This window comes from Microbacterium sp. NPDC089186 (genome assembly GCF_040685115.1).
Classification (GTDB): domain Bacteria; phylum Actinomycetota; class Actinomycetes; order Actinomycetales; family Microbacteriaceae; genus Microbacterium; species Microbacterium galbum.
The window spans coordinates 732173-758763 of the sequence record NZ_JBFBHJ010000002.1; the positions used below are offsets into that span (position 1 = coordinate 732173).

General features: G+C 72.2%; 24 protein-coding genes. 11 read left to right on the forward strand and 13 right to left on the reverse strand.

Annotated features, from left to right (window positions below):
- Positions 1 to 95 precede the first annotated feature (95 nt).
- Together AB0N82_RS09825 and AB0N82_RS09830 are read left to right on the forward strand one after the other, a co-directional pair.
- Positions 96 to 1700 carry an ATP-binding protein gene (locus tag AB0N82_RS09825; protein WP_363391220.1) on the forward strand — a complete coding sequence of 535 codons (1605 nt, stop codon included), beginning with the start codon at positions 96 to 98 and terminating at the stop codon, positions 1698 to 1700.
- On the forward strand, positions 1697 to 2380 hold the full coding sequence (locus AB0N82_RS09830; RefSeq protein ID WP_315995178.1) for a response regulator: 684 nt from the start codon (positions 1697 to 1699) through the stop codon (positions 2378 to 2380). The genes AB0N82_RS09825 and AB0N82_RS09830 overlap by 4 nt, the downstream gene beginning before the upstream one ends.
- A 127-nt stretch (positions 2381 to 2507) precedes the next feature.
- Here the strand turns inward: AB0N82_RS09830 and ald are convergent, their stop codons facing one another.
- Positions 2508 to 3593, reverse strand: a complete 1086-nt coding sequence (gene ald, locus AB0N82_RS09835) for an alanine dehydrogenase (protein ID WP_363390983.1) — start codon at positions 3591 to 3593, stop codon at positions 2508 to 2510.
- Positions 3594 to 3748: 155 nt separating this feature from the next.
- Between ald and AB0N82_RS09840 the strand changes: the two genes are divergently transcribed.
- Both AB0N82_RS09840 and AB0N82_RS09845 read left to right on the forward strand, forming a co-directional pair.
- Positions 3749 to 4222: an Lrp/AsnC family transcriptional regulator gene (locus AB0N82_RS09840; RefSeq protein WP_315995180.1), complete on the forward strand. Its 474-nt coding sequence runs from the start codon at positions 3749 to 3751 to the stop codon at positions 4220 to 4222.
- 68 nt (positions 4223 to 4290) lie between these two features.
- Entirely contained in the window at positions 4291 to 5217 is a 927-nt protein-coding gene (locus AB0N82_RS09845) for a hypothetical protein (RefSeq protein WP_363390987.1), read from the forward strand.
- A 4-nt stretch (positions 5218 to 5221) separates the two neighbouring features.
- Here the strand turns inward: AB0N82_RS09845 and mmuM are convergent, their stop codons facing one another.
- From mmuM to AB0N82_RS09860, 3 genes are all read right to left on the reverse strand, one after another.
- Positions 5222 to 6079: a homocysteine S-methyltransferase gene (gene mmuM / locus AB0N82_RS09850; protein ID WP_363390990.1), complete on the reverse strand. Its 858-nt coding sequence runs from the start codon at positions 6077 to 6079 to the stop codon at positions 5222 to 5224.
- On the reverse strand, positions 6076 to 6582 hold the full coding sequence (locus AB0N82_RS09855; protein ID WP_315995183.1) for a MarR family transcriptional regulator: 507 nt from the start codon (positions 6580 to 6582) through the stop codon (positions 6076 to 6078). The genes mmuM and AB0N82_RS09855 overlap by 4 nt, the downstream gene beginning before the upstream one ends.
- 151 nt (positions 6583 to 6733) lie before the next feature.
- Entirely contained in the window at positions 6734 to 7732 is a 999-nt protein-coding gene (locus AB0N82_RS09860; RefSeq protein WP_315995184.1) for a LacI family DNA-binding transcriptional regulator, read from the reverse strand.
- Positions 7733 to 7907: 175 nt separating this feature from the next.
- Between AB0N82_RS09860 and AB0N82_RS09865 the strand changes: the two genes are divergently transcribed.
- The 4 genes from AB0N82_RS09865 to AB0N82_RS09880 are packed head-to-tail and all read left to right on the forward strand — an operon-like array spanning position 7908 to position 13417.
- On the forward strand, positions 7908 to 9194 hold the full coding sequence (locus tag AB0N82_RS09865) for an extracellular solute-binding protein (RefSeq protein ID WP_363390995.1): 1287 nt from the start codon (positions 7908 to 7910) through the stop codon (positions 9192 to 9194).
- A gap of 11 nt (positions 9195 to 9205) precedes the next feature.
- Positions 9206 to 10219, forward strand: a complete 1014-nt coding sequence (locus tag AB0N82_RS09870) for a sugar ABC transporter permease (protein WP_315995186.1) — start codon at positions 9206 to 9208, stop codon at positions 10217 to 10219.
- Positions 10216 to 11091, forward strand: coding sequence for a carbohydrate ABC transporter permease (locus tag AB0N82_RS09875; protein ID WP_315995187.1), 876 nt, complete (start codon positions 10216 to 10218; stop codon positions 11089 to 11091). Before AB0N82_RS09870 ends, AB0N82_RS09875 begins: the two co-directional genes overlap by 4 nt.
- A 7-nt stretch (positions 11092 to 11098) precedes the next feature.
- Positions 11099 to 13417: a glycoside hydrolase family 3 N-terminal domain-containing protein gene (locus tag AB0N82_RS09880; protein WP_363390999.1), complete on the forward strand. Its 2319-nt coding sequence runs from the start codon at positions 11099 to 11101 to the stop codon at positions 13415 to 13417.
- An 86-nt stretch (positions 13418 to 13503) separates the two neighbouring features.
- On the opposite strand, the gene AB0N82_RS09885 is transcribed toward AB0N82_RS09880, so the two are convergent.
- Complete coding sequence (locus AB0N82_RS09885) at positions 13504 to 14286, reverse strand: alpha/beta fold hydrolase (protein WP_363391002.1); 783 nt, start codon at positions 14284 to 14286, stop codon at positions 13504 to 13506.
- Positions 14287 to 14520: 234 nt separating this feature from the next.
- Between AB0N82_RS09885 and dgt the strand changes: the two genes are divergently transcribed.
- Complete coding sequence (dgt, locus tag AB0N82_RS09890; RefSeq protein WP_315995190.1) at positions 14521 to 16071, forward strand: dGTP triphosphohydrolase; 1551 nt, start codon at positions 14521 to 14523, stop codon at positions 16069 to 16071.
- Positions 16072 to 16120: 49 nt separating this feature from the next.
- On the opposite strand, the gene AB0N82_RS09895 is transcribed toward dgt, so the two are convergent.
- Positions 16121 to 16615, reverse strand: a complete 495-nt coding sequence (locus AB0N82_RS09895; protein WP_363391006.1) for a hypothetical protein — start codon at positions 16613 to 16615, stop codon at positions 16121 to 16123.
- Between the two features lie 259 nt (positions 16616 to 16874).
- The gene (locus AB0N82_RS09900; protein WP_363391009.1) at positions 16875 to 17942 is read right to left on the reverse strand and encodes an SDR family oxidoreductase; all 1068 of its coding nucleotides are present in this window, start codon (positions 17940 to 17942) and stop codon (positions 16875 to 16877) included.
- Between the two features lie 104 nt (positions 17943 to 18046).
- Here AB0N82_RS09900 and AB0N82_RS09905 point away from each other — a divergent pair, with 104 nt between their 5' ends.
- Positions 18047 to 18556, forward strand: coding sequence for a hypothetical protein (locus tag AB0N82_RS09905; protein ID WP_363391012.1), 510 nt, complete (start codon positions 18047 to 18049; stop codon positions 18554 to 18556).
- A gap of 300 nt (positions 18557 to 18856) precedes the next feature.
- On the opposite strand, the gene araA is transcribed toward AB0N82_RS09905, so the two are convergent.
- The 4 genes from araA to AB0N82_RS09925 all read right to left on the reverse strand — a co-directional run bounded on the left by araA (position 18857) and on the right by AB0N82_RS09925 (position 23971).
- Positions 18857 to 20368 (reverse strand): L-arabinose isomerase, encoded by a 1512-nt coding sequence (gene araA / locus AB0N82_RS09910; RefSeq protein WP_363391015.1) that lies wholly within the window; start codon positions 20366 to 20368, stop codon positions 18857 to 18859.
- Between the two features lie 20 nt (positions 20369 to 20388).
- Positions 20389 to 22032 carry an FGGY-family carbohydrate kinase gene (locus AB0N82_RS09915; RefSeq protein ID WP_363391018.1) on the reverse strand — a complete coding sequence of 548 codons (1644 nt, stop codon included), beginning with the start codon at positions 22030 to 22032 and terminating at the stop codon, positions 20389 to 20391.
- Positions 22029 to 22745 (reverse strand): L-ribulose-5-phosphate 4-epimerase, encoded by a 717-nt coding sequence (locus AB0N82_RS09920; RefSeq protein WP_315995196.1) that lies wholly within the window; start codon positions 22743 to 22745, stop codon positions 22029 to 22031. The genes AB0N82_RS09915 and AB0N82_RS09920 overlap by 4 nt, the downstream gene beginning before the upstream one ends.
- A 242-nt stretch (positions 22746 to 22987) precedes the next feature.
- On the reverse strand, positions 22988 to 23971 hold the full coding sequence (locus AB0N82_RS09925; RefSeq protein ID WP_363391021.1) for a LacI family DNA-binding transcriptional regulator: 984 nt from the start codon (positions 23969 to 23971) through the stop codon (positions 22988 to 22990).
- A 66-nt stretch (positions 23972 to 24037) separates the two neighbouring features.
- On the opposite strand from AB0N82_RS09925, the gene AB0N82_RS09930 reads away from it, so the two are divergent.
- Entirely contained in the window at positions 24038 to 24772 is a 735-nt protein-coding gene (locus AB0N82_RS09930) for a hypothetical protein (RefSeq protein ID WP_363391024.1), read from the forward strand.
- A gap of 12 nt (positions 24773 to 24784) precedes the next feature.
- On the opposite strand, the gene AB0N82_RS09935 is transcribed toward AB0N82_RS09930, so the two are convergent.
- Positions 24785 to 24934 carry a hypothetical protein gene (locus AB0N82_RS09935; protein WP_363391027.1) on the reverse strand — a complete coding sequence of 50 codons (150 nt, stop codon included), beginning with the start codon at positions 24932 to 24934 and terminating at the stop codon, positions 24785 to 24787.
- Positions 24935 to 25098: 164 nt separating this feature from the next.
- On the reverse strand, positions 25099 to 26493 hold the full coding sequence (locus AB0N82_RS09940; RefSeq protein WP_363391030.1) for an FGGY family carbohydrate kinase: 1395 nt from the start codon (positions 26491 to 26493) through the stop codon (positions 25099 to 25101).
- Positions 26494 to 26591: the final 98 nt, after the last annotated feature.

Genomic DNA, 26591 nt, shown 5'->3' on the forward strand with positions numbered 1-26591 from the left:
TCGCCGGAGTGGATGACATGACTGTGGACGAGGGCGAACCGATCGGCGATTTGTGGTCGTATTGTTCACGGCAGGCGCGACGAAGGGCGGTGGACATGCGACTGAGCGTGGGTGGGCGACTGGCCCTGGTGTCGCTCGGCGTCGTCGTCCTCGTCGCCGGCGTCCTCGCCGCGCTGCTGTCGGTGCAGCTCAGCGACTCCGGTCAGCGCGAGGCCGAGAAGGTCACGCGCTCGGTCGCCGAGACGATCGCGCACGAGCCCGACGTGGCATCCCTCGCCGCCGCCGGCGACTCCGAGCGTCTGCAGCCGATGGTCGAGCAGATCCTCGCCGAGACCGACGTGTCGTTCGTCACGATCATGACGCCCGACGGCATCCGCCTCACGCACCGCAACCGTGCGGAGATCGGCCTGCCGTACATCGGCTCGCGCGACGAGGCCCTCGCCGGTCGGACGTTCACGGAGGTGTACGAGGGCACGCTCGGCCCGTCGGTGCGCACCATCGCGCCGATCCGCGACAACGGCGACGAGGAGGGCGCGATCGTCGCCCTCGTCTCGGTGGGAGTCACCCTCGGCGCCGTTCAGCAGGACATCGCCGCCCGCGCTCCGCTCATCGTGCTGGCATCCGCCGCCATCGTCGGACTCGGCGTGCTGGGGGCGCTGTACGTGCGCCGCAGCGCGCGCCGCGTGACGGGGTCGTACACGCCGGGGGAACTGTCGCGCCTGGTCGAGAGCTACGAGACCGTGCTGCACTCGCTGCGCGAGGGCCTCGTCGTCACCGACCGCTCCGGGCGCATCGTGCTCTACAACGACGAGGCCGCCGACCTGCTGGGTCTTCCCCCGGCGACGGCCGGGCAGGTCTCTCTCGACCCGCGGGATGCCGAGATGGATGCCGCTCTGGCCGAGGCCATCGCGACGGGACGCCGCATGGTCGAGGAGACCGTCGTGAACGGCGACCGCGTGCTGCTGATCAACCAGGAGGAGGCGCGCGACCTCACCGGCCGCCGCGCTCCCGCCCGCGGACAGGTCATGACGCTGCGCGATCGGTCCGAGCTGCAGGCGCTCCTCGGGGAGCTCGAGGGCGTGCGCACCCTCAGCGACACCCTGCGGTCGCAGACGCACGAGCACGGCAACCGCCTGCACGCACTGCTCGCGCTGCTCGAACTGGGCCGCGTCGATGATGCGCGGCGCCTGATCGTGGCATCCACCGGGGAACGCCAGGAGCTGGCGGATCGTCTCGTGTCGCACGACGAGGGGGCGATCGTGGTGGCGCTGCTGCTGGGCAAGCTCGACGAGGCGGCCGAGCGCGGCGTGCGGCTCGACCTCGACGTCGCCGAGCCCACCCCCTCGCTGCCGCTCGCCCCGGAGGAGGCCGTCACGGTCGTCGGCAATCTCGTCGACAACGCCCTCGATGCCGCCGCCGCCGGGGCCGAACCCCGCTGGGTGCGCGCCACGCTGCGCGAGAACGGCGACGACGTCGTGATCGAGGTGTCCGACGGAGGCGCGGGGTTCGACCCGACGCTGGAGGATCCGTTCGCGTTCGGCTCCTCGACGAAGACCGCCCACGCGCCCGGCGGTCGGGGCGTCGGCCTCGCCCTGGTGCGCGACATCGTGGCCGCCCGGGGCGGGACGCTGCAGGTGAGGGCGGACCCCACGACGGTCCGCGTCTTCCTCCCGGCGGTCGCCGAGGCGGTGACCGCGTGATCCGCGTGCTCGTCGTGGACGACGACGCCCTCGCGCTCGAGCTGCACAGCGCCTACGTCGCGCGCGTGCCCGGCTTCGAGGTGGTCGGGCAGGCCGCCGGCGCCCGCGCGGCGCTCACGGCGCTGAGCGAGCCGGACCGCCGCATCGACCTCGTGCTGCTGGACATGACGATGCCCGACGGCGCCGGCCTCGACGTCGCGCGGCGGGCACGCGCGATGGGCTCGCGCGCCGACATCATCGCCGTCACCGCGGTGCGCGATGCGGAGACCGTGCGCGCGGCCGTGTCGATCGGCGTCGTGCAGTACCTCATCAAGCCCTTCACCTTCGGCGCCTTCCGGGAGCGGCTCGAGGGGTATCGCGCCTACGTCGAGGGACTCGACCGTGCGGCGGGCGACGCCACGCAGTCCGAGGTCGACGCCCTGCTCGGCTCGCTGCGCACGGTCACCTCCCCCGCCCTGCCGAAGGGCCTCAGCGACGCCACGCTGCAGGCCGTCGCCGAGCGCGTGCGCACCACGGCGGGCGCCGTCTCCTCGACCGAGGTTGGCGAGAGCGAGGGCATGTCGCGGGTCACCGCGCGGCGCTACCTCGAGCACCTCGCCGACGTCGGCCGCGTCCGTCGCGAGCCGCGCTACGGCGGCCAGGGTCGCCCCGAGATCACGTACGCGTGGGTGCGCGGCTGAGCTGCCGGGCGTCCGCCATCTCCGTGCGCGCATAAGGCCGGGTGCCGAGTGTCCGAAACACCCGGACGGTTTCGAGATCCGTCCGGGTGTCGTGGACACTCGATCAGGGTCGGAGGCGCCGCGAGGCTCAGAGGTCGAAGGCGGCGCGGACGCCCTCGTTCACCACGACGCCCGCGCGCACGTTCAGGCCCTTGGCGAGGGCGGGATCGGCGGATGCCGCGGCCTCCCAGCCGGCGTCGGCGATGCGCGTGACATAGGGCAGGGTGGCGTTGGACAACGCGCGCGTGGAGGTGTGCGGGACGGCGCCGGGCATGTTGGCGACGCAGTAGTACAGCGCGTCGTGCACGCGAAACGTGGGCTCGTCGTGGGTGGTGGGGCGCGACCCCTCGAAGCAACCGCCCTGGTCGATCGCGATGTCGACCAGCACCGAACCGGGCTTCATCGCCGCCACCATGTCGTCGGTCACGAGCTTGGGCGCGGCCGCTCCCGGGATGAGCACCGAGCCGATCACGAGGTCGGCGTCGGCGAGCTGCTCCGCGATCTCGAGGCGCGTCGATGAGCGGGTCTCGATCGCTCCGCCGAAGCGCTCCTCGAGCTGACGGAGCTTCGGCAGGGAGATGTCGACGACCGTGACGCGCGCGCCGAGACCGAGGGCGTTGGCGGCGGCGTGCTCGCCCGCGACGCCACCGCCGATGACGACGACCTTCGCGCGCGGGGTGCCCGGGACGCCGCCGGGAAGGAGCCCCCGCCCGCCCGAGGCGCGAAGGAGGTGGTGCGCGCCCTCGATGATCGACAGACGACCCGCGACCTCGCTCATCGGCGCGAGCAGCGGCAGGGCGCGGTCGGCGGTCTGCACGGTCTCGTAGGCCACGGCCGTGGTGCCCGCCGCCATCAGGGCGTCGGTGAGGGGGCGGTCGGCCGCGAGGTGCAGGTAGGTGAAGAGGATGAGGTCGGGACGGAGGAAGCCGTACTCGGGAGCGATGGGCTCCTTCACCTTGACCAGCAGTTCGGCGCGCGCCCACGTCTCGTCGGCCGTCGCGACGATCTCCGCCCCGGCTACGGTGTACTGCTCGTCGGAGAACCCGCTGCCCTCCCCCGCTCCGGCCTGCACGAGCACCTCGTGTCCGCGGTGCACGAGGGCGTCGACCCCCGCCGGCGTCATCGCGACGCGGTTCTCGTTGTTCTTGATCTCGGTCGGCACGGCGACGCGCATGGGTTCCTCCTCGAGCGGATGAGCGTTGCCGGAAGAATCGCAGAAAGATGTATTTCCGTGGTGTTTCCCCGCAGATCATTCGGCGCAGTTCGCCTGAACACGCGTATCATCGACGCGGACGGGCTCACCGGGAGTCCTCACGCGAAGGATCTGCGATGGCCGACGACGATCTCCACCCGCTCGACGCCCGCATCATCGAGCTGCTCTCCGCCGACGCCCGGATGACGAACGCCGCCCTCGCCGAGACGCTGGGGGTCGCGGCATCCACCGCCCACGCGCGACTGCGCGCCTTGGTCGATCGCGGCCTCATCACCGGCTTCCACGCGGCCGTCGACCAGAGCAGGCTCGGACGCGGGCTCCAGGCGATCGTCGGGGTGACGCTGCGACCCGGCCAACGACAGGAGAGCATCCGGGCGTTCGCGCACGAGGTCCGCCGCCACCCCGACGTCATCCAGCTGTTCTTCCTGGGCGGCGCCGACGACTTCCTCGTGCACATCGCCGTGGACGACTCCTCGGCGGTGCGCCGCTTCGTCGTCGATCACCTCTCGGCGCGGCACAGCGTGGCATCCACCCGCACGAGCATCATCTTCGAGTACCACCGCAACGCCCTCGCCGCGGACTTCGACTGAGCCGCGGGCTCCCGCGTCAAGCCCGGGCACCGCACGTCGGGGCGGGCACCGGAGCGAGCATGATGGCCGTGGAGGCCTCCATGGTGCTGTCGATCGGACTCGCGGTGATGTGCGTCGCGCTCGGCGTGAGCATGATCGGCGTGATCCTGCCGCAGCTCGGCAGCCGCGTGCCCGTGCACTTCTTCCTCCGGGTCACCTCGATGGCGGGCGTGCTGGCCGTGGGCTCGACGGCGATGTACGTGCTGGCGTTCCAGGGCGGCGGCCCCGTCGCCCTGACGATGGCATCCACCGCGATGGTCCTCGCCCCCGCGATGCTCTGCATCGCCGTGAGCCCGCCCCGGTCGCGGCGCGTGCGGGCGCTCGTAGCGTTCGCGGTCGTCCTCGCGCTCACCGTGGGGATCACCACGACCGCGCTCGAGGCGTCGGCGGCGCTCACGGTGCGCATCCTCGCGGTTGCCGCGGCGTGCGGGCTGTGCGCCGTGCTCAGCGCGCGGGCGCGCACCATCCCCCGGCGCTCGGCGATCGTGCTGGCGGCGACGACGGGAGGCTTCGCCGCGTACTCGCTGCTGCGGGTGGCCGTGTCGCTCAGCCCTCTCGCGGGCACTCCTCTGGACCGCATGCTGTTCTCCGTCGAGGCCACGGGGGTCGCCGCGACGGCGTCGGTGCTGCTGACCGGCCTCGCGGTGGTCCTCGTGCGCCGCTCTCCCGCCCTCGGCGGACCGGACCGCACCGCGACGTGGACGCGGGTCGCGTTCGGCGACTGGCCTCGCGCCCGCACGGAGCTCGGCGCCGACGGTCTACTGGCCCTGCTCACCGAGTTGCGCATGGCCGCGCGCGAGGTCGACCCCTCGGCGGTCGACGTCTACCGGGGCGTCGAGGTGTCGCTCCCGTCGGCGCTCCCGGCCGTGCGCTCGCGCCTGCGCGACGGTTACGGCTGGCGCGCCGCGCAGCTCTCGCTGCTGACGGAGAGCGCCGACGCACCCCGCGGATCGTGAGCTGTCAGCCGCGGACCGCCGCGGCGATCGCGGCGATGTCGGCCGGCGTCGAGCGGCAGCACCCGCCGACCAGGCGAGCACCGGCGGCGACCCACGACGGCGCGTCATCGGCGAGCGGAGCCGTCCCACCGTGCCACGTGCGGGTGGCGGCATCCCAGGTCTCCCCCGTATTGGGGTAGACGACGAGCGGGATGTCGGGCGCCCCGGCGAGCGCGCCGGGCACGCTGTCGGGAGCGCAGCAGTTGACGCCGACCGCGACGACGGAGCGGACGGATGCCGCGGTCCGCAGCGCCGATGTGAGCGACCCGGTTGCCGAGAACCCGGTGCTGTCGGCCGAGAGACTGACGAACGCGGGGACGTCGAGGTCGGCGAGTTCGAGGGCCAGGGCCTCCACCTCGAGGGGAGACGGGATCGTCTCCACGGCCAGCACGTCGGCGCCGGCGTCGGCGAGCACGTGCAGGCGCCGGCGGTGCGCGTGCCGGAGCTCGGCGAGCGTCAGACCGTAGGCGCCGGTGTACTCGCTGCCGTCGGCGCGGAGCGCGCCCACCGGCCCGACGGATGCCGCGACCACGGCCTCGCCCGCGTCTCTGGCGAGCGACACCGAACGGCGCAGGAGCGCCTCGACGTCGTCATCCGGGATCTCGCCGGCGAAACCGAGCTGGTACGACGCGGTGATGACGACCTCGGCGCCCGCGTCGATGAAAGCCGCGTGCGCCGCGCGCACCTCGGCGGGATCGTCGCGCAGCACCCGCGCCGACCACAGCGCCGACGTCACGTCGTTGCCCCGCGCCTCGAGGAGGGTGCCGAGACCCCCGTCCAGGACGACGGGGCGGCGGGCGAGGGTGTCGACGAGGTCGATCACGCCTCGTGCGTCTCGCCGGCGGCGAGCACGCGCAGCGCGCTCGCGAGCAGGGCCTGATCGGCGCGACTGACGTCGCGCAGCGCCTCGGCCTCGAGGCGCACGAGCTCGGTCATCGCGGCATCCACCCGTTCGATCCCCTCGGGGGTGATCGCCACGAGGATCGCCCGCCCGTCGGACGGGTTCGGGCGGCGGTGCACGAGACCGCGGTCGGCGAGCTTGTCGAGGCGGTTGGTCATGGCCGCGCTGCCGATCATGGTGGCGGTGATCAGGCGCGTGGCGCTCAGTTCGGTGCCGGCGCGGCGGAGCACCGCGAGCACATCGAACTCCCACACGGCGATCCCGGCGCTCGCGAACGCCTTCGCGCGCAGCTTCGACAGGTGGAAGGCGGCGCGGCGCAGCCGCGACATCACGTCGAGGGGCGTCAGGTCGACCTCGGGAAGCAACTGCGACCACGCGTCGATGAGGAGGTCGACCTCGTCGTCCTTGCTGCTCGCGGTAGGCATTCTTCGACGGTACCGGAGCCGCGGGGTGGTGCGGCGCGCGGGGCGCGGTGTGGCGCCGGGCGTCTCCCCGTCGAGTGTCCCGGCCTCGCCGCGCCATCGCGCGGGATGCGGCGTGTCGTGGACACTCGACGAGGGGTGCGGGGAGCGCGGCTCAGCGGGTGCGCGGGGGCGCGGTCGTTCCGCGCGCGACGAGCCGCGTGGGCAGCTCGATGTGCGTCTCGGGCAGGTCATCGCCGGCGAGCAGCGCCAGGACCATGCGCACGGCCTCGGCGCCGAGCCGCTTCATCGGCTGACGCACGGTCGTGAGAGCAGGTTGGGCGCGCGCCGCCTCGGGAACGTCGTCGAAACCGACCACCGACAGGTCGTCGGGCACGTGCAGGCCGCGCTCGGCCGCGACCTCGACGATGGACAGCGCCGACAGGTCGTTCGCGGCGAACACCGCCGTGGGCGGGTCGGCGAGCGCCAGCATCTCGTGGGCGGCTTCGCGCGCGACGTCCTGCTCGTAACGACCGACCCCCACCAGCGCGGGGTCGAACGGGATGCCGGCGGCCGCGAGGCCGGCACGATAGCCCGACGCGCGTGCCACCGCCGAGCGCAGGTCGGGACGCCCCGCGATGAAACCGATGCGGCGGTGCCCGAGTTGCACGAGGTAGTGGACGGCCTGCTGCGCGCCGGTGTAGCTGTCGGATTCCACGGTGGGGACGTCTCCGCGGCCGGTGTGCGGGTCGATCGCGACGATCGGCACCTCGCTCGAGACGTTGACCACCGTCGGGGTGACGATGATCGCGGCGTCGATCAGCGTGCCGCTCAACCGGCTGAGCGAACGGCGCTCCCACCCCTCGCCGTCGCGACGGGCACCCGTGTACGCGAGCAGGTCGTACCCCGTGTCGGACAGCGCTCCCCCAACGCCCTTGAGGATCTCGGCCGAGAACGGCTCGATGTCGGCGACGAGCACGCCGATCACGCCCGTCCGGCGCGATCGCATGCTGCTCGCGACGAGGCTGGACTCGTACCCGAGGACTTTCACGGCCTCGAGCACGCGCCCGACGGTCTCGGGCGAGACGCCGTAGCGGCCGTTCACGGCCTTCGACACCGTGGCCACCGACACCCCGGCCGCCGCGGCGACGTCGTGGATGGTCGCTCGCCTCATGGCATCCGACCCTAGCGTGGAAATCATTTTCGAAAACGTTTGACGACCCTCCGGCGACGGGTGACACTGCTGACACCTCAGCGGGCCGCAGACCCCGGGGTGGTGAACGAACGGCACAGCAGCCGGAACCGACGCGTCTTCGGACGCACCTCGACGAAGAGAAACGGGACATCACATGAACACGCGCAAGATCATCGCCGGAGCGGCCCTCGCCGTCGCCGGCACCCTCGCCCTCGGCGGCTGCGCCGCCGGCGGGTCCGGCGGACAGAACGCCGACGGCAGCGTCACCCTGACGATGTGGCACAACTCCACCACCGGTGACGGCAAGAAGTACTGGGAAGACACCGCGGCCGCGTTCGAAGCCGCCAACCCGGGCGTCACGATCGAGATCCAGGCCCTGCAGAACGAAGAGGTCGACGGCAAGCTGCAGACCGCGCTGAACGCCGGCGACGCCCCCGACATCTTCATGGCCCGCGGTGGCGGCAAGCTCGCCGACATCGTCGCCGCCGGGCAGGCGATGGACCTCACCGACAAGATCACTCCCGAGGCGAAGGCCGCGCTGGGCACCTCCCTCGGCGCGTTCGAGGTGGACGGCAAGAACTACGGCATGCCCGTGGCCGTGCTCCCCTCCGGCATCTTCACCTCGCAGGATCTGCTCAGCGCCGCCGGCGTGACCGCGGCGCCCGCCACGATCGACGAGCTCGAGGCGGCGAACACCAAGATCCGCGCCACCGGCGTCGCCCCCATCGCCGTCGGGGCCAAGGACGCCTGGCCGGCCGCCCACTGGTACTACAACTTCGCCCTGCGCGCGTGCGCGAAGGACGTGCTCGACGCCGCTGCGCAGAGCCGCAGCTTCGACGACCCGTGCTGGATCGAGGCCGGCGAGAACCTGCAGTCGTTCCTCGCCACGCAGCCCTTCAACGACGGCTTCCTCACCACCGCCGCCCAGCAGGGTGCGGGTTCGTCGGCGGGCCTGCTCGCCAATCACCAGGCCGCGATGGAGCTCATGGGGGCCTGGAACCCCGGAGTGATCGCCTCGCTCACGCCCGACGAGCAGCCGCTCGCCGACCTGGGCTGGTTCCCCTTCCCCGAGGTCCCCGGCGGTGACGGGGAGGAAGGCGCCATCATGGGCGGCGTCGACGGGTACGCGTGCTGGGTCAACGCCCCCGCGCAGTGCACCGACTTCCTGAACTTCGCCGTCAACAAGGAGAACCAGGAGCGCTACGCCGACGCCTTCCAGACGATCCCCGCCTCGAGCGAGGCGACGGATGCCGTCACCACCCCCGCCCTCCAGTCCGCGCTGCAGGCGTACACCGACGCGCCCTACGTCTCGGTCTGGCTCGACACGCTGTACGGCCAGAACGTCGGCAACGCGCTCAACGTCGCCGTGGTCGACATGTTCGCCGGCAAGGGCTCGCCGCAGGGCATCGTCGACGCCGTCAACGCGGCCGCCTCGCGCTGAGGACACCGATCATGGCCACTCAGCTCGCCGCCTCGGCGGCCGACACCGGGTCTCGCCGCCCGGTCGAGGAGGGCGCCCGACGCGCCCCCTCGGCCGGGCGGCCGCCCGTGCGCCGGCGCCGCGAAGCCTGGCGTATCCGCGGCGAACTCGCGATCCTCCTCGGCCCCGCCCTCGTGGTGTTCGTGTCGTTCGTCATCCTCCCCGTCGCCCTGGCCGCCTACTACGGCTTCTACAAGTGGTCGGGCTTCGGCGCTCCCACCGACTTCGTCGGCATCCGGAACTACGTCACGATCCTCACCGACCCCGCCTTCCACGAGGCGCTCGGGCACAACGCCCTCATCGTGGTCGGCTCCCTCGTGCTGCAGGGACCGCTCGCACTCGGACTCGCCCTTCTGCTGAACCGCAAGATGCGCGCGCAGTCGCTCATCCGCGTGCTGATCTTCGTGCCCTACGTCATCTCGGAAGTCGTCGTCGGCCTCGGCTGGGGACTCATGCTGCAGTCGGGCGGCGCCCTGAACGGTGCGCTCGAGAAGGTCGGACTGGGCGCGCTCCGCGCCGACTGGATCTCCGACCCGGCGCTGGCGATCTGGACGCTGCTGATCATCATCACGTGGAAGTACATCGGCTTCGCCGTGATCCTCTTCCTCGCCGGCCTCCAGGGCATCCCCGAGGAGCTCAGCGAGGCCGCCGCGATCGACGGCGCGACCTACTGGCAGATCCAGCGGCACATCGTGCTGCCGCTCATGGGCCCGACCATCCGCATCTGGGCCTTCCTGTCGATCATCGGCTCGCTGCAGCTGTTCGACCTCGTCTGGATCATCTGGGGCCAGTACGTCGCCTCGACCGCGGGCACCTCGACCATGGCCACCTACATGGTCGCGAACGGCCGCAATGCCGGCAGCTTCGGCTACGGCAGCGCCGTGGCCGTGGTGATGTTCCTCATCTCGCTGGCCGTCGCCCTCGTCTACCAGCGGTTCGTGCTGCGGCGCGACACCGCCGGCGCCCTCACCGGAGGTTCGAAATGACCGCCACCGCCACGCTCGTCACTCCGAAGGCTCCGCGTCGGGTCGCCGCGGGCTCGAAGCGCTCCACGAACATCGTCGTGGCCTTCGTCGCCCTGCTGCTCATCGGCATGATGCTCGCGCCGGTCGTGTACATCATCCTCGGCGGCTTCCGCTCGAACGCCGAGATCACCGTCGATCCGGCCGGATTCCCGACCGCCTGGAACGGACAGAACTACCTCGACGTGCTCGCCAGCGGCGTCTTCTGGGGACAGGTGGGCAACTCCGCGATCACCGCGATCGCCACCACGCTCTTCGTCGTCGCCCTGGGTCTCATGGCCGCCTACGCCCTCGCGCGCTATCGCTTCCGCGGTCGGGGCATCGTGTTCGCGCTGTTCACCGCGGGGCTGATGTTCCCGATGACCGTCGCGATCACGCCGCTGTACATCCTCGTGCGCAACCTGGGTCTGATGAACTCCCTCGCGGGCGTCATCGTGCCGCAGATCGCCTTCGCGCTGCCTCTGACGATCATCATCCTGTCGCCGTTCCTCGCCGCCATCCCTCACGAGCTGCAGGAGGCGGCCTCGATCGACGGCCTGGGCCGGCTCGGGTTCTTCTGGCGCATGGTGCTTCCCCTCGCCGTCCCCGCGGTGGTGACGGTCGGCATCCTGGCCTTCGTCAACAGCTGGAACTCGTACATGCTGCCGCTGTTCATCCTCAACAACGAAGCCGCGTACACGCTGCCGCTCGGAACGCAGGCGTTCGCGTCGCAGTACTCCGTCGACACCGCCCGCGTGCTCGCGTTCACCTCGCTGTCGATGATCCCCGCTCTGCTGTTCTTCAGCGTGTTCGAGCGGCGCATCGTCGGCGGCCTCACCGGCGCCGTGAAGGGCTGACCCGATCATGACCATCCACACGACCGACGTCGGCGCTGCCCTCGAATCCGGGGTGTCCGCGCGCGTGCGGGACCTCGTCGCCGAGATGACCCTCGATGAGAAGCTCGCGCAACTCGTCGGCTACTGGGTCGACCAGGGCGACGAGGTCGTCGCCCCCCTCTCCGGTGAGAAGGTCACCACCACGGCCTACACGGATGCCACCGTGCACGGCCTCGGGCACCTGACACGCGTCTACGGCACGCGCCCGGTCGACCCGATCGAGCGGGCGGCGTGGCTGTGGGGCGAGCAGCGGCGTCTGCAGACCGAGACGCGGTTGGGCATCCCCGCCCTCGTGCACGAGGAGTGCCTCACCGGATTCGCGGCGTGGAAGGCCGCGACCTTCCCGACCCCGCTCGCCTGGGGCGCCTCGTTCGATCCGGATGCCGTGGAGCTCATGGCATCCGCCATCGGCCGCTCGATGCGCGAGCTCGGCGTGCACCAGGGCCTCGCCCCCGTGCTCGACGTCGTTCGCGACGCCCGGTGGGGACGCGTCGACGAGTGCATCGCGGAAGACCCCTACGTGGTCGGCACGATCGGCACGGCCTTCGTCCGCGGGCTCCAGGACGCCGGCGTGCACGCGACGCTCAAGCACTTCGTCGGGTACTCCGCCTCGCGCGCCGGGCGCAACCACGCCCCCGTCTCGGTCGGACAGCGCGAGCTGCAGGACGTGTTCCTCCCGCCGTTCGAGATGGCCGTGCGCGACGGAGGGGTGCGCAGCGTCATGAACTCGTACACCGAGATCGACGGTGTCCCCGTGGCCTCGTCGCGCGAGCTGCTCACCGACCTCCTCCGCCGCCGGTGGGGCTTCGACGGCACGGTCGTGTCGGACTACTTCGCCGTGGAGTTCCTGCGCTCGATGCACGGCATCGCCGCCGATCGCGCGGAGGCGGCCCAGCTCGCGCTCGAGGCCGGGATCGACGTGGAGCTGCCGGGGCCCGACGCCTATCCGCACCTCGCCGAGCGGGTGGCATCCGGAGCCCTTTCCGAGGCGGTCGTCGATCGCGCCGTCGCCCGCGTGCTCGCCGAGAAGGAGGACCTCGGCCTCCTGGATGCCGACTTCTCCGCGCCCCCGCAGAGCATCGACCTCGACGACGCCGAGCACCGCGCGCTCGCCCGCCGCCTCGCGGAGGAGTCGGTCGTGCTGCTGCGCAACGACGGGGTGCTGCCGCTGCGCGCACCGGGTCGGGTGGCGCTGATCGGTCCGAACGCCGACAGCACCGACGCGCTGATGGGCTGCTACTCCTTCGCGAACCACGTGCTCGCGCACCACCCGGGGGTGCCGCTCGCATTCTCCCTGCCGACGGTGCGCGACGCCCTCACCGAGCGCTTCGGCGAGGTCGCGTACGCTCCCGGCTGTGCCGTCGAGGGCTCCGACACCGCCGGCTTCGCCGCGGCCGTCGCCGCCGCCCGGGATGCCGACGTCGCGATCATCGTCGTGGGCGACCGCGCGGGCCTGTTCGGACGCGGGACCGTCGGCGAGGGCAACGACGCCGACTCCCTCGAGCTGCCCGGCGTGCAGCGGCAGCTCGTCGAGGCGGTCGTGGCCACCGGCACCCCCGTGGTGCTCGTGCTGCTCACCGGCCGACCGTACGCGCTCGACTGGGCGCTCGATGGGGCCGGGGCTCCGGCGGCGGTGCTGCAGGCGTTCTTCCCCGGCGAAGAGGGCGCCCCCGCGCTGGCCGCGCTCCTGACGGGGGATGCCACCCCCTCGGGCCGTCTGCCCGTCTCGCTCCCCCGCTCCGCCGGGTCGCAGCCGTACTCCTACCTGCACCCGCTGCTCGGCGGGCCGTCGGGGGTGACCAGCACGGATCCCACGCCCGTGCGGCCGTTCGGGTTCGGGTTGTCGTACACGTCGTTCCGCCGCGAGGGTCTCGCGGTCGACGGGGCGAGGGCATCCGCGACCGCCGAGGTGCGCGCGGGCGACACCTTCTGCGTCGCCGCGCGAGTGACGAACACCGGGGCGGTGCGCGGTGCCGACGTGGTGCAGGTCTACGCCCACCGGTCGGCGGCGAGCGTCACGCGGCCTCTCGCCCAACTCGTCGCCTACGCGCGGGTCGAGCTCGAACCGGGCGAGAGCGCCGAGGTGCGCTTCACCGTGCCCGCGTCGCGTCTGGCCTACAGCGATCGTGCGCTGCGGCGGGTGGTCGAGGCGGGCGAGGTCGAGCTGCGGCTGGGGTCGTCGTGTGCGGACGTCGATGAGGCCGTGGCGCTGCGGATCACCGGGCCGACGTACGAGCTGGGCGCCGATGACGCACGGTTCGTCGAGGTCGAGGTGCGGCGGGGGTGAGGCGCGGTTGCGGCGCGAGGCGGATGGCCCCGTCTCGCGCCGCGAGGGAAAGCCGGCTGCCCGAGACGGTCGCGTGATCCGCTGGGTCAGCTGGTGCGGTCGAGGATGAGTCGTGTCGCTTCGCGAGGAGCATCCCACTGGGGGAAATGGCCGCACCGTTCGAACCAATGGAGCGAGGCGTCCGGGAACAGTCGCGCGGCGCGATCAGCCTGTTTCGGCACCGTCACCAGATCGCGCCGGCCCCACCCGATCGTGACCCGGCCGGGTGCCGTCCCCGCCGGGGCGCCCTGTTGCAGGGGACCCTTGGTGAGGGCGTCCATCGCGGCTCCGACCGACGGGGAATCGGCCAGTCCGCGCACGTCCGGCAGCACGGTTTCGCGCGAGAGGGCCCAGGGTCGCGCCGACAACTGCGCCAGCAGCAGAGTCCTCCCCACGGGGGTACCGAGCAAGGCCGGCAGAGCGCCGCGCAATGCGCGGACCAGCACGATCGACGGCCGCAGCGTGGCGGCGAAGACCGCACGCTCGCGGGGACTCCAGAAGCCGCCGGGGTCCAGAGCCACGGTGTCCCCGCCGACTCCCCTCCGCGCGAGCTCGAGCACGATTCGTCCACCCATCGACTGGCCGACGGTGGAGACTCCGTTCAGTCCGTGCTCGCGGATGAAGTCCGCGACGGAATCGGTCAGCGCGGCGATGGAGACGTCACCGGACAGTGGCGGCGTCTCACCGAACCCCGGCAGGTCGACGGCGATGACCTCGCGGTGCCGGGCCAGGTCGTCGAGGATCGGAGCCCAGGATCGCCAGCCCGCGCCCAGGCCGTGCACCAGCAGCAGAGGACTGCCCGTCCCGCGTCGGATATGGTTCAGCGTCACACGTGCAACGCTAACCCGGGCAGCTTCCCCGTGGCGGGCGGCCCAGACGATTGCGTCGGTCAGCAGGGAGGCGTATAACCCGGGACTGCGTGACTCCATCCTCGGTCGTGCCGCGTCGGGCCGGATCGCCTCGATCGTCGCGCCCGCGCCGAACTCGTGCCGTCAACGGGAACGAAGGAGCAGACACCGCGCGTTAGCGTGGACACACGTCGTCGACGCCCCGAGAGGATCACCGTGCTCCCCGACCAGATCACTCCCCCGGCAGTCACCGCGCGCCTGGGGCACGGGACCGCCGATCAGGATGCCGTCGTCGGCAACGCGGCATCCCGGGTGTTCGCCGACCACGACGACGCCCGCGCCGACCCCTGGTCCATCGACCTCGAGCGCATCCAGTTCTCGCCGTATTTCTCGCGCCTGTCGGCGGTGACCCAGGTGGTGTCGCCGTCGATCTCGGGCGCCCCGGTGCACAACCGCCTCACCCACACCCTCAAGGTGAGCGCCATCGCGCGCGTCGTCGCTCTGCAGCTCAACACGATCTCGCGCCGGGCCGGCGAGGGCGACGTCTGCAACGCCACCGTCGTCGAGGCGGCGGCCTACGCGCACGACCTCGGTCACCCGCCCTTCGGCCACCTCGGGGAGTCGACCCTCAACCGCCTCGCGCGCGAGGAGCTCGACCTCCCCGACGGGTTCGAGGGCAACGCGCAGACCTATCGCATCCTCGTCTCGCTCGACGTGGTCGAGAACGCCCCGCGCGGACTCAACCTCACCGCCGCCGTGCGCGCGGCCTCGGCGAAGTACCCCTGGGCACCGTCGGTCGCGGCCGACGACGTCGAGCGCATCGGTCCTCCCCGCGGTATCCGTCGCTCCCCCGACGGCGCGTATCGCGTGCACAAGTACTCCGCGTACGACCTCGACCTCGCCGATCTCGACGAGGCCCGACAGGGAGTGGATGCCGAGCCCCTCCGGCAGAGCATCGAGGGGGCCGTGATGGACCTCGCCGACGACATCGCCTACTCGGTGCACGACGTCGACGACTTCTATCGCGCCGGCATCCTGGATCATGCCCCGATCGCGGCGGAGTTCCGCGGCTGGCTCGACGACGTGCTGGAGTGGCGCGCCCGTGACGACGACGAGGTGCGCGCCGAGCTCGCGCCGGGCGCGGGCCTGGAGCGCCTGCGTCGCAAGATGCGCCGCGACGACCCGTGGATCGCCGACGACGAGGCCTTCCTCGCCGCCGTCAGCGACGTGGATGCCGAGATGGTCACCGACCTGCTCGCCCGCCCGTTCGACGGCTCCCTGACGGCGGAGCGGCGGCTCGCCGCCTTCACCGACCGCTGGATCCGCCGGTTCCAGGAGTCGGCGCGCCTGCGCCCCCTCGACACGCCCCGCGCGGGACCCGTCGTGCTGTCGCCGTGGGCCTGGCATCACGTCGAGGTGTTGAAGTTCGTGCACAAGCGCTTCGTGCTCAGCCGCCCCGATCTGGCGATCCAGCAGCGCGGAATGAGTCGCATCCTCGCCCGCTCCGTGCGCGCCCTCGGCGAGTGGCTCGACGACGACCTCGACCGCGCACGCACGCCGCGGCGCCTGCGCGAGCTCATCGCCCTGGCACGCGAGCAGTACTCCGCCCTGCCCGCGGAGCACCGGCCGGCGGATGCCGAGCGCCTCGCCCGATCGCGTGGGATCGTCGACTACGTGGCATCCCTCACCGATGCACAGGCCTTCGCGCTGTCGGAGGCCATCTCGGGGCGCGCCGACCGGCTGTGGGCGCTGGGGCAGCGCCTGTGACGGGGAGGGTGATCTTCCGCGGTCCGACGCCTGGCGTGGACGACAGGGCTCAGCGGCCTGGGCTCTCCGACATCGCGGCCCACTGACGGGGCGTCTTCGCCTGCAACCAGGTGGTGAACGCGGAGAAGCCCCGGTACACGCTCATCACCTCGAAGAGCGTGCGCCCGCGCGCGTCCCTCCCCCGCAGCCGTCCCGACATGAGCGCCGCGAGCTCGGCGATGTCGGATGCCGGCACGACCCGTGCGCGGCGTCGCCCCGAACGGACGACGAGGTGGTCCTCGAACACGAGGACGCGCGCTCTGCCCAACGACAGGGCGAAGAAGAAGATGATCGCGCCGAGACCGCCCAGTGTGGTCAGCCACACGGTGACGCCGATGTACGCGAGACGATCCTGCTCGATGATCTCCGACGCGGCGAGCACCACGGCCCCGACCATGAACAGGATGCCGATCCACCGGGCGACCAGGTGCTGCGACGGATACCTCTGCACGACGAAGAGCGGTTCCGCCGAGGAGCGGTCCACGGCATCCTCAGGTTGCGACATTGTTCTCCGATGCACGGGCCGGGTGGCGCGGTTACGGGCCGTGAACAGACCCCGGACCATCGAATCATGCGCGCACGCTCCGACAGAGCGCGGCGGGCGAGCGTGGCGCCTCCCCGCGGTGGGGGGCGGGTCCTGTCACGCCGCCGTCATCGCCGGCTTCGCTGTGTGCGAGGGCATCGAGGCGCGGTGGGCGACGTGTGCGCGACGTCGGCTGGAACGGTGTCGAGGACGCCGCCCCGGCCGACGACCGCGACGAGGCTCAGGGGATGAGGCGTGCCGCGCGGTAGCGCTCGAACAGCCGGCTGAAGGAGTCGCGCGTGCGGTGGTGCTCGGTGAAGCCGGCGAGGCGGCTCTTCGACATATCGGTCATCACCTCGATGTCGCGTCCGAGGTCGGCGTCGGTGTGCCACCACGAGGCCACCCGGGTGATGTCGGGCTCGACGAGACCGTGCTGCGCGACGATCTCGGCCCAGACGGGCGCAGCCTCCGCCATCTGCTGCTCGAAGGGTCGCGGCTCGGTGTCGAAGCCCGCGGCCGCCACGCCCAGGTCGGCCGCGATCCGCGGCCACATCCACCGCCACCGGAAGACGTCGCCATTGGCGGTGTTGAACGCCTCGTCGGCACCCTCGGGGTGGGTCGATGCCCATACCATCTGGGCGGCGAGCAGGTCGGCATCCGTCACGTCCGTCAGACCGTTCCACTGCGTCTCACTCCCCGGGAAGACCAGGGGCCTGTCGAGGTGCCGGCTGATGGCGGCCGCCACGGCGATCGTGAGGCCCATGTTCATCGCGTTGCCGACCGCGTGGCCGAGCACGGTGTGGGAACGGTGCACCGACCAGGTGAAGCCCTGCCGCTCCGCCGCGGCGAACAGCTCGTCCTCCTGCGCGTAGTAGAAGTTGTCGACGTCGAGTCGGGGCTCGTCCTCGTGGAAGGGGGTGTCGGGCATGGCGCCCTGGCCGTATGCCTCGAAGGGACCGAGGTAGTGCTTGAGTCCCGTCATGAGCGCGACGTGGCGCACCGGGGCGTCGGCGAGAGCGGCGAGCAGGTCGCGGACCATTCCGCCGTTGACGGCGATGTTCTCCGCCTCGGTGTCCTGTCGCGACCACGCCGTGAAGAACACGTGGGTGAGGGGGACGCCGTCGAGGGCGGATGCCAACGAACCCGGCGACCGCAGGTCGGCAGACCGCCACGTGACCCCGGGCCGCTCCGCGCCGGGCCGCCGCGAGAGCGCCGTCACCTCCCAGCCGTCGCCGGAGAGACGGTCGAGCAGGGCGCCGCCGGCGATGCCGGTCGCGCCGACCACGAGAGCGTGTGAGGTGTGAGACAAGACGAGCCTTCCATCGGTTCGGGTGAACCGTCCGCAACGACCGGCGACGCGGCGGTATTCCGCCCCCGCGCGTCGTCTCATCGCCCCGCCGATACGGTGGGGCGATGAGACGACGCGCGATGGCCGCCTGCGCCACGACGGTTCTGCTCGGCATCCTCGTCGGGTGCGCGTCGGCCCCGCCGCCGCAGCGCGCGCTCGGATACGGCTACCCGGGCACGTGTCTCCCCGATCAGCTCAGGTGGCCGACCGATTTCCTGGAGTCCCTTCCGGGGGAGTCGACGGGCACCGTCGTGGGTCTGCGGCTCGAGTACCTCGATGAGAAGTGGGCCTGGCGCGTACGCAGCGTGACCGGGAACGACCCGGCCCGCGGCGAGGAGGCCCTGCTCGACGTGCAGACGCTCGAGAAGCGCGCGTCGCACGAGGTCGACCTCACCGATGCCGAGCAGAGAGCCGATGCCCCCTCCGCATGGGCCGCAGCGCAGCAATCGGGCGAGACGTACCCCAGCCCCCTCATCATCGACATGAAACGGATCGTCGACGATGGTGCTCCCGCGTGGCAGGTCACGACGTGCGACACCGAGACGAGCGCGCAGGCGAAAGTGATCGTCCGATGAGGAAGCCGGGGGCGTTCTCGATCTCGCGCCCACGAACCCCTCACAGACGGGGCACGCGCCATCACGAGTGGGACACGGGTCCCCGTCGACCGGATGCCACCGCCCGTCGCCCGCAGACCACGGCGGTGCCCGCGCTGAACGCAGAGATGCCCCGGAACCGCCGCAGCCCACCGCTGCGGAGATTCCGGGGCACGGTCCGCGCGCCGGTCGAGCCGGTGCGCGGCACGCGCCCCGAGAGAGCGAGGCGCGCGAGTGCCGCACCGCCCCCGGATCGGCGGAGGATCCGAGGACGGCGGGGTCTTACAGGCCCTGGGCCAGGCGGTAGTACGCCTGGTTCCAGCGCAGCTCGCTCTGGAAACCGCGGACCGTCGTGTCGTCGTCGATGACGACGAGCTCGGTCTTTGCGATCTCGGCGAAGTCGCGGAACACCTCGATGCCCACGGCCGTGGTCATGACGGTGTGGTGCGCGGCTCCCGCGGCGAGCCAGCATCCGGCCGAGGTGGCGAAGTCGGGCGCGGGCTTCCACACGGCGCGGCCGACGGGGAGCTTGGGCAGGTCGGGGGCGTCGACGTTCTCGACGACGTTGGCGACCAGGCGGAAGCGGTCGCGCATGTCGCTCATCGCGACGACGAGAGCGGGGCCCGCGTCGGCGGTGAAGACCAGGCGCACCGGGTCGTCCTTGCCGCCGATGCCGAGCTCGTGGATCTCGAGGCGCGGCTTCTTCGTGGTGAGCGAGGGCGAGACCTCGAGCATGTGCGCGCCGAGGATGCGCTCGGAGCCGGGGACGAGGTCGTAGGTGTAGTCCTCCATGAGCGAGGCGCCGCCGGGCAGGCCCGCGCCCATGACGTTCGCGACGCGCACGAGGATCGCCGTCTTCCAGTCGCCCTCGGCACCGAAGCCGTACCCCTCGGCCATGAGGCGCTGCACCGCGAGACCGGGCAGCTGCTTCAGGGCACCGAGGTCTTCGAACGACGTGGTGAAGGCGCCGAAGCCGCCCTCCTCGAGGAACGAGCGCAGGCCCAGCTCGATCGCCGCGCCGTCGCGCAGCGACTGGTGGCGCGCACCGCCGGGGAGCAGTTCGTCGACGACGTCGTAGCTGTCGACGTACTCCTGCACGAGCGCGTCGATGTCGGCATCCGACGCCTTCTCCACGGCCTCGACGAGCTCGTTGACGCCCCACGTGTTGACCTGCACGCCGAAGCGCAGTTCCGCCTCGGTCTTGTCGCCCTCGGTGACCGCGACGAAACGCATGTTGTCGCCGAAGCGCGCGAGCTTGAGGGTGCGGGCGGCGGTCCAGCCGGCGGCGGCGCGCTCCCAGTCCTCGATCTGCTGGCGCACGGCCGGGTTCGACACGTGCCCGACGACGGTCTTGCGCGACACACCGAGGCGCGTCTGGATGTACCCGAACTCGCGGTCGCCGTGCGCGGCCTGGTTGAGGTTCATGAAGTCGAAGTCGATGTCGTTCCACGGCAGCTCGACGTTGGCCTGCGTGTGCAGGTGCAGCAGCGGCTTCTGCAGGGCGTCGAGGCCGGAGATCCACATCTTGGCCGGGCTGAAGGTGTGCATCCACGCGATGACGCCGATGACGTCGTCGCGGCCGTTGATCTCCAGCGCCATGCGGCGGATGCTGTCGGAGTCCTTCAGTACGGGCTTCCAGACGACCTTCACCGGCAGGCCGTTCAGGCCCTCGACGACGGCCTGCGACTGCTGGGCGACCTGCTTCAGGGTCTCTTCGCCGTAGAGGTTCTGGCTGCCGGTGACGAACCAGACCTCGTAGCCGTCGAGGTCGTTCTTGAGCTTCGTGCGGGTCATCACTGTTCCTTTTCGAGTGTTCAGAGGGATGCCACGGCGGCGGCCTCGACGGCGAGGCCTGCGCGGTAGCGGTCGAGGTAGGACGCGAAGCCGGCCACGTCGGCCGGCTCGGGGTCGGCGGTGAGGATCGGGGCGGTGGCGAAGACCGCCTCGCGCAGCCACTGGTCGAGGTCGCGGCCGGAGTCGTCGGCGACGTACGCGGCCAGCACGGCCATGCCCCACGCGCCGCCTTCCGAGGCGGTCTCGGCGACCGCGACCGGGGCGTCGAGGGCCGCCGCGAGGAAGCGCTGCGCGACGCCGGCCGTGCGGAACATGCCGCCGTGCGCGTACATGCGGTCGAGCTGCACCCCCTCCCCGTGCAGCACGTCCATGCCGAGCGCGAGCGTCCCGAAGACGCCGTAGAGCTGCGCGCGCATGAAGTTCGGCAGGGTCAGGCGGCTGTCGGGCGTGCGCACGACGAGCGGGCGCCCCTCGTCGAGACCCGCGATGGGCTCACCGGCGAGGTGGTTGTAGGCCAACAGCCCGCCGGCGTCGGGTTCACCCTCGAGCGCGGCGGAGAAGAGCGCCGCGTACGTGGCATCCGGGGTCTGGGGCGCGCCCGCCGCGGCGGAGAACGCGGTGAACATGTTCGCCCAGGCGGCCAGCTCGCTCGCGCCGTTGTTGCAGTGCACCATCGCGACCGCGTCGCCCGAGGGCGTCGTGACGAGGTCGAGCTCGTGGTGCACCTCGCTGAGCGGGCGCTCGAGCACGACCATCGCGAAGATGCTCGTGCCGGCGCTGACGTTGCCGGTGCGGGGAGCCACGGCGCAGGTCGCGACCATGCCGGTGCCCGCATCGCCCTCGGGCGGGGCGAACGGGATGCCGGGACGCAGGGTTCCGGTCGGATCGAGCAGGGCCGCGCCCTCGTCGGTGAGGTTCCCGGCGGCGGTACCCGCGACGAGCACGCGCGGCAGCAGGTCGTTCAGCGCGGGGACGCGTCCGGCAGCCAGGCCGTCGTAGCGGGCGACCAGGGCGGCGTCGTAGTCGCGCGTCGCGGAGTCGATCGGGAACATGCCCGAGGCGTCTCCCACGCCCAGCACCTTCTCACCCGTCAGCGTCCAATGCACGTACCCGGCGAGGGTGGTGAGGAAGCGGATCTCGGGCACGTGGGGCTCGGCATCCACGACCGCCTGGTGCAGGTGGGCGATCGACCAGCGGAGTGGGATGTTCACGCCCAGGAGCTCGGTGAGTTCGGCCGCCGCCACACCGGTGTTGGTGTTGCGCCACGTGCGGAAGGGAGCGAGCAGCTCGCCGTCGGCGTCGAACGCGAGGTAGCCGTGCATCATCGCCGAGACGCCCATCGCGGCGTAGCGTTCGGGGGTGACGCCGTACTGCTGCTGCACGTTCCGGACCAGCTCGGCGTAGGCGGCCTGGAGGCCCGCCCAGACGGCATCCAGGGAGTAGGTCCAGAGCTTGTCGGCGTAGACGTTCTCCCACTCGTGGGAGCCGGTGGCGAGCACCTCGGCATCGGGGCCGATGAGGCAGGCCTTGATGCGGGTGGAGCCGAGCTCGATGCCGAGGCTGGCCCGGCCTTCGGTGATGGATGCCGCGGTGTCGGCGCCGACGGCCCGGGCGCCGGTGGTCGCGGATCCGGTGCCCGCGGTGTCGGGGTTCTGCGCGTTCATCGGCGGTCGTCCGTGCTCTGTCCGTAGACGTTCTGGTAGCGGTTGTAGAGGGCGTCGATCTTGTCCTGCGGGATCGGGATGAGGGGGCCGGCCTCGCGCGCGATGTGCACGGTGCGGGCGACGTCCTCGAGCATGACCGCGGCCTTCACGGCGTCCTTCGCGTTCGTGCCGATCGTGAAGGGGCCGTGGTTCTGCATGATGACGCCGCGCGAGCGGTGGCCGCGCAGGGTCTCGACGATGCCGCGGCCGATCGAATCGTCGCCGATGATCGCGAAGGGGCCGACCGGGATGGGGCCGCCGAACTCGTCGGCCATGGCCGTGATGACGCAGGGGATCTCCTCGCCGCGAGCCGCCCAGGCGACGCCGTAGGTGGAGTGCGTGTGGACGACTCCGCCGACCTCGGGCATGTTCCGGTACACGTAGGCGTGCGCGGCGGTGTCGCTCGAGGGACTCCGCTCACTGCCCGGGGTGCCCGGGATCGCGTTGCCGTCGAGGTCGCAGAGGATCATGTTCTCGGGGGCGAGGTCGTCGTACGAGACACCCGACGGCTTGATGACGAACAGGTCGGCGCCGGGAACGCGGCCCGAGACGTTGCCGCCGGTCCAGACGATGAGGTTGTAGCGCACGAGCTCGGCGTGCAGCTTCGCGACGTCGACGCGGAGGGCGTCGATCGCCTCCTGCACCTCGGGCGCGAACGGGGCGGCTTCGGACACGCGGGTCTCCTTCGACTCTGTCGGTGGCGGATTGCGCCTGCCATGTTACCGGTAACATCCCCCGGTGGCGAGCCCTCCTGCCCGTCGACCGGCCGGGCCCGCCCCTCGTGGGCTCCCCGCGGCTCCCCGGTCCGGGCGCGGTTCTCGCTGCAGGGCGGAGAACCAGCGCCCGACGAGAGGAACGCGCCCCGAACCGCCGCGAAGACGGATGCCGGTGCGACACGCCTCCCGGCGCGCGGCGATCAGCGCGGGGCTGCCCCGCGCGGCGCCGCCGTCGAGGCCCGCGGCACCAGGACGGGGTCGGCCGGCGGCTCGGCGACCTCGCCGAGCACGGTCGCCACGGCCTCCGCGGCCTCGCCCTCGACGTCGAGACGCACCGTGGTGAGCGCGGGCGTGTAGAACGCGGCATCCGGGTTGTCGTCGAAGCCGGCGACCGAGACGTCGCCGGGAACGGCGAGCCCCCGCTCGACCAGCCCCGCGACGAGGCCGAGAGCCATCTGGTCGTTCGCGACGGCGACCGCGGTCGCGCCCGCGCGGACGAGGTCGGCGACGGCGCCGGCGATCGCGGATCCGGACGCGGCGCTCCAGTCCCCCTCGACGCAGCCGTCGCGCTCGACGCCTCGACGATGCAGCGCGTCGGCGACGCCCCGGGTACGCGCGCGCGCCTCGCGCCAGTCGGCGGGACCGGCGACCTCCACGATCCGGCGGTGGCCGAGGTCGACCAGATGATCGACGACGAGCGCGGCCGCGGCGCGCTGGCGCGACCCGGACTCGCCGTACAGCGGCACGAGCGGCACGTCGTAGCCCTCGAGCGAGGTCGCACCGTGGGCGGCGACCAGCACGATGCCGTCGACGCCCTGGTCGAGCAGGTGGCGCACCGCGGCGTCGATGTCGGCCGGGTCGTCGGAGTCGGTGTACGCGGTCGAGATCCAGCGCCCCCGCCCTCGCGCCGCCCTCTCGAGCGCCGCGATCCCCGCCGACGGCCCGTGCAGGACGGCGTCGGACGCCACGACCCCCACGGTGCGCGTCTGGCTCGTGCCGAGAGCGCGGGCGGCGTTGTTCACGCGGTAGTCGAGGGCGGCGACCGCGTCGAGCACGCGTTCGCGAGTGACGTCGCGGATACCGGGGTAGCCGTTCAGCACCCGCGAGACCGTCTGCGTCGAGACGCCCGCCGCTGCCGCGACCTCGCGGACGCCGATGCGTTTCGCCCCGGTGTCGCCGCTCATGGTGACTCACAGTAGCGGCGCGCAACCCCCTCGGCGTGCACCGGGTTCGTGAGGTGCTCTCGGAGCGTGACCACGACCACCGGCATCCCGTCCGTCCGCCGATCGCCGCTCGCGCGCGCGATCGGGTCGGCTCTGTCCGCGGCCTTCGGCCTCCTGCAACGAGTGAGGCACCCCCGTCCGATCCACAGCCGTGGCGTGGTGCTGAGCGGAGAGATGCGGTGGATCCCGGGTGCCGCACCCTCCGGCATCGCCTTCATCGACGACGCCCCGGGCAGTCCGGTCCGGGTCGTCGCCCGCGTCTCGCGATCGCTCGGGCTGCCCGCGCCTCTGCCCGACATCATCGGTCTCGCGCTGAGGATCGACGTCGACGGCACCGCCTGCGACCTCGAGCTCGCCTCCACGGGGTGGAACGTGCCCGGGCGCTTCCTGCTGCTGCCGCACCGTCGGCCGGAGCGCGCCCGCCTGGGGACGCTGCTGCCGTACCGCGGACCGCGCGGACCCGTCGTGCTGATCGCCCGGACGCGGCGGGGGCGTCCCCCGGCGACCGATCCGCGAGAGCTGCCCGGGCACGACGACTCCGCCTGGACGCTCACCGTCGCTCATGCCACTCCGGCGGGCCCGTGGCATCCGTTCGCCGTCCTCGAGCTGCGACGGGATGCCGACCAGGACGACCACGGTCTGCGCTTCGACACGGTCCGGCGGCCGATCCCGGGCGCTCGGGCATACCGCTGGGTGAGCGCGCTCCGTCAGCCGTCGTACGAGCGGGTACAGCCGGCGGAAGGCGCCGCCCGGACGCCGTGACCGCCGCGCCCCTCAGCCCGCCGCCGCCGGGATGTACCGCGGCAGCCCGCCGATCTCGCCCGCGTGGGCCCAGGTCATCCCCTCGACCTCGACGAGGGGCTCCGCGTCGTCGACGTCGACGTCGCGCTGGAAGGCCGGGGACTCGAGTCGGATGCGCACCATGCGGCGACGCTAGGGCGCCTCAGGCCGAGGCGGTGAGGGTCTTGACGCACGACACCGGGAGCGCTCCCGTGAAGAACCCGCCGACGCCCCCCTTACAAGGCGTCGACGGGTCCGGTCCTACTCTGACGTATTCCGGCCGCCCGAATCCACTGCGAATGGCGCGATCAGCTCTCCTGGGCGCGCAGGGCCGCCACCGCGTCGTAGCGCGCCCGGATCTGCGGGCGGTGGTCGGGCTCGACCGCCCGGGTCGTGGCCACCGTCCACTCGACCGGTCCACCCGCCCGCACGCCCGCGGCCTGGCGCGCCGCACCGAGCGCGACGTACTCCCCCGCCGCCGGCACGACGATCTCGGCGTCGAACACCTGCGCGGCGATGCGCGCCACCCCGTCGTTGGCCGCCGCCCCGCCGATCAGCAGCACGCGGCGCACCTCGACGCCCTGCGCCTGGATCGCCTCGAGACCCACGGCCAGCCCGCTGAGCATCCCCTCGATCGCCGCGCGCGCGAGCGTCGGACGGTTCGTGGATGCCAGGGTCAGGCCGGTCAGCGAGGCCTGGGCGTTCGGCAGGTTCGGGGTGCGCTCGCCCTCGAACCACGGCACGAGCACCACGCCGTCGGCCCCCGGCTCGGCCTGCAGCGCCAGAGCGCCGAGCTCGTCGTGCGTGACGCCGAGCAGGCCCGCGAACGCGTCGAGCACGCGCGCGGCATTGAGGGTCGCGACCAGGGGGAGGAACTTCCCGGTCGCGTCGGCGAAGCCGGCGACCGTCCCGGTGGTGTCGCGACTCGGGGTGTCGGATACGGCGAACACCGTGCCCGACGTGCCGAGCGACACGACGACGTCGCCCACGCCCGCGCCGAGGCCGAGGGCCGCGCCGGCATTGTCCCCGGCGCCGGGGCCCACGAGAGCCCCGCCCGGGAGCGTCCCGGCGCTCTCCCACGGTCCCAGTACGCGCGGGCGCACCGCGTCGTGACCGAGGGCGCGCACGAAGAGGTCGTCGTCGTATCCGCCGGCGCCCCAGTACGCCGTGCCGGACGCGTCGGAGCGATCGGTGACCAGTTCTTCGAGCACCGCGTTGCCCGGACCGAACCCGCGAAGGCGCCAGGTGAGCCAATCGTGCGGCAACGCGACCGCGGCCACGCGCGCCGCGTTGTCGGGCTCGGCATCCCGCAGCCAGCGCAGCTTCGTGCCGGTGAACGAGGCGACCGGCACCGCACCCGTGCGCTCGGCGAACTCGGCCGCGCCGACCTCGTCGATGAGGTCGCGTGCAGCCGGGGCCGACCGCGTGTCGTTCCAGAGCAGGGCGTCGCGGATGACGGCCCCCTCGGCATCCAGCACGACCATGCCGTGCTGCTGCCCGGCGATCGAGACCGCGGCGATGTCGTCGAGCCCGCCCGCTCGGGCGATGGCGTCCTGCAGCGCGATCCACCATGCCTCGGGGTCGACCGAGGTTCCGGCGGGATGCGATGCGCGCCCCTCACGCACCGCGCGCCCGGTCTCGGCGTCGACGACGACGACCTTGCACGACTGCGTCGACGAATCGACTCCCATGACGAGCGCCATGCTCACTCCCTCTGTTCGCGCCGCAGCGGTGCGGCATCCCGTTCAGTGTCCACGACACGCCGTGCCGCGCGAGGCGATGCGGCGTGTCGTGGACACTC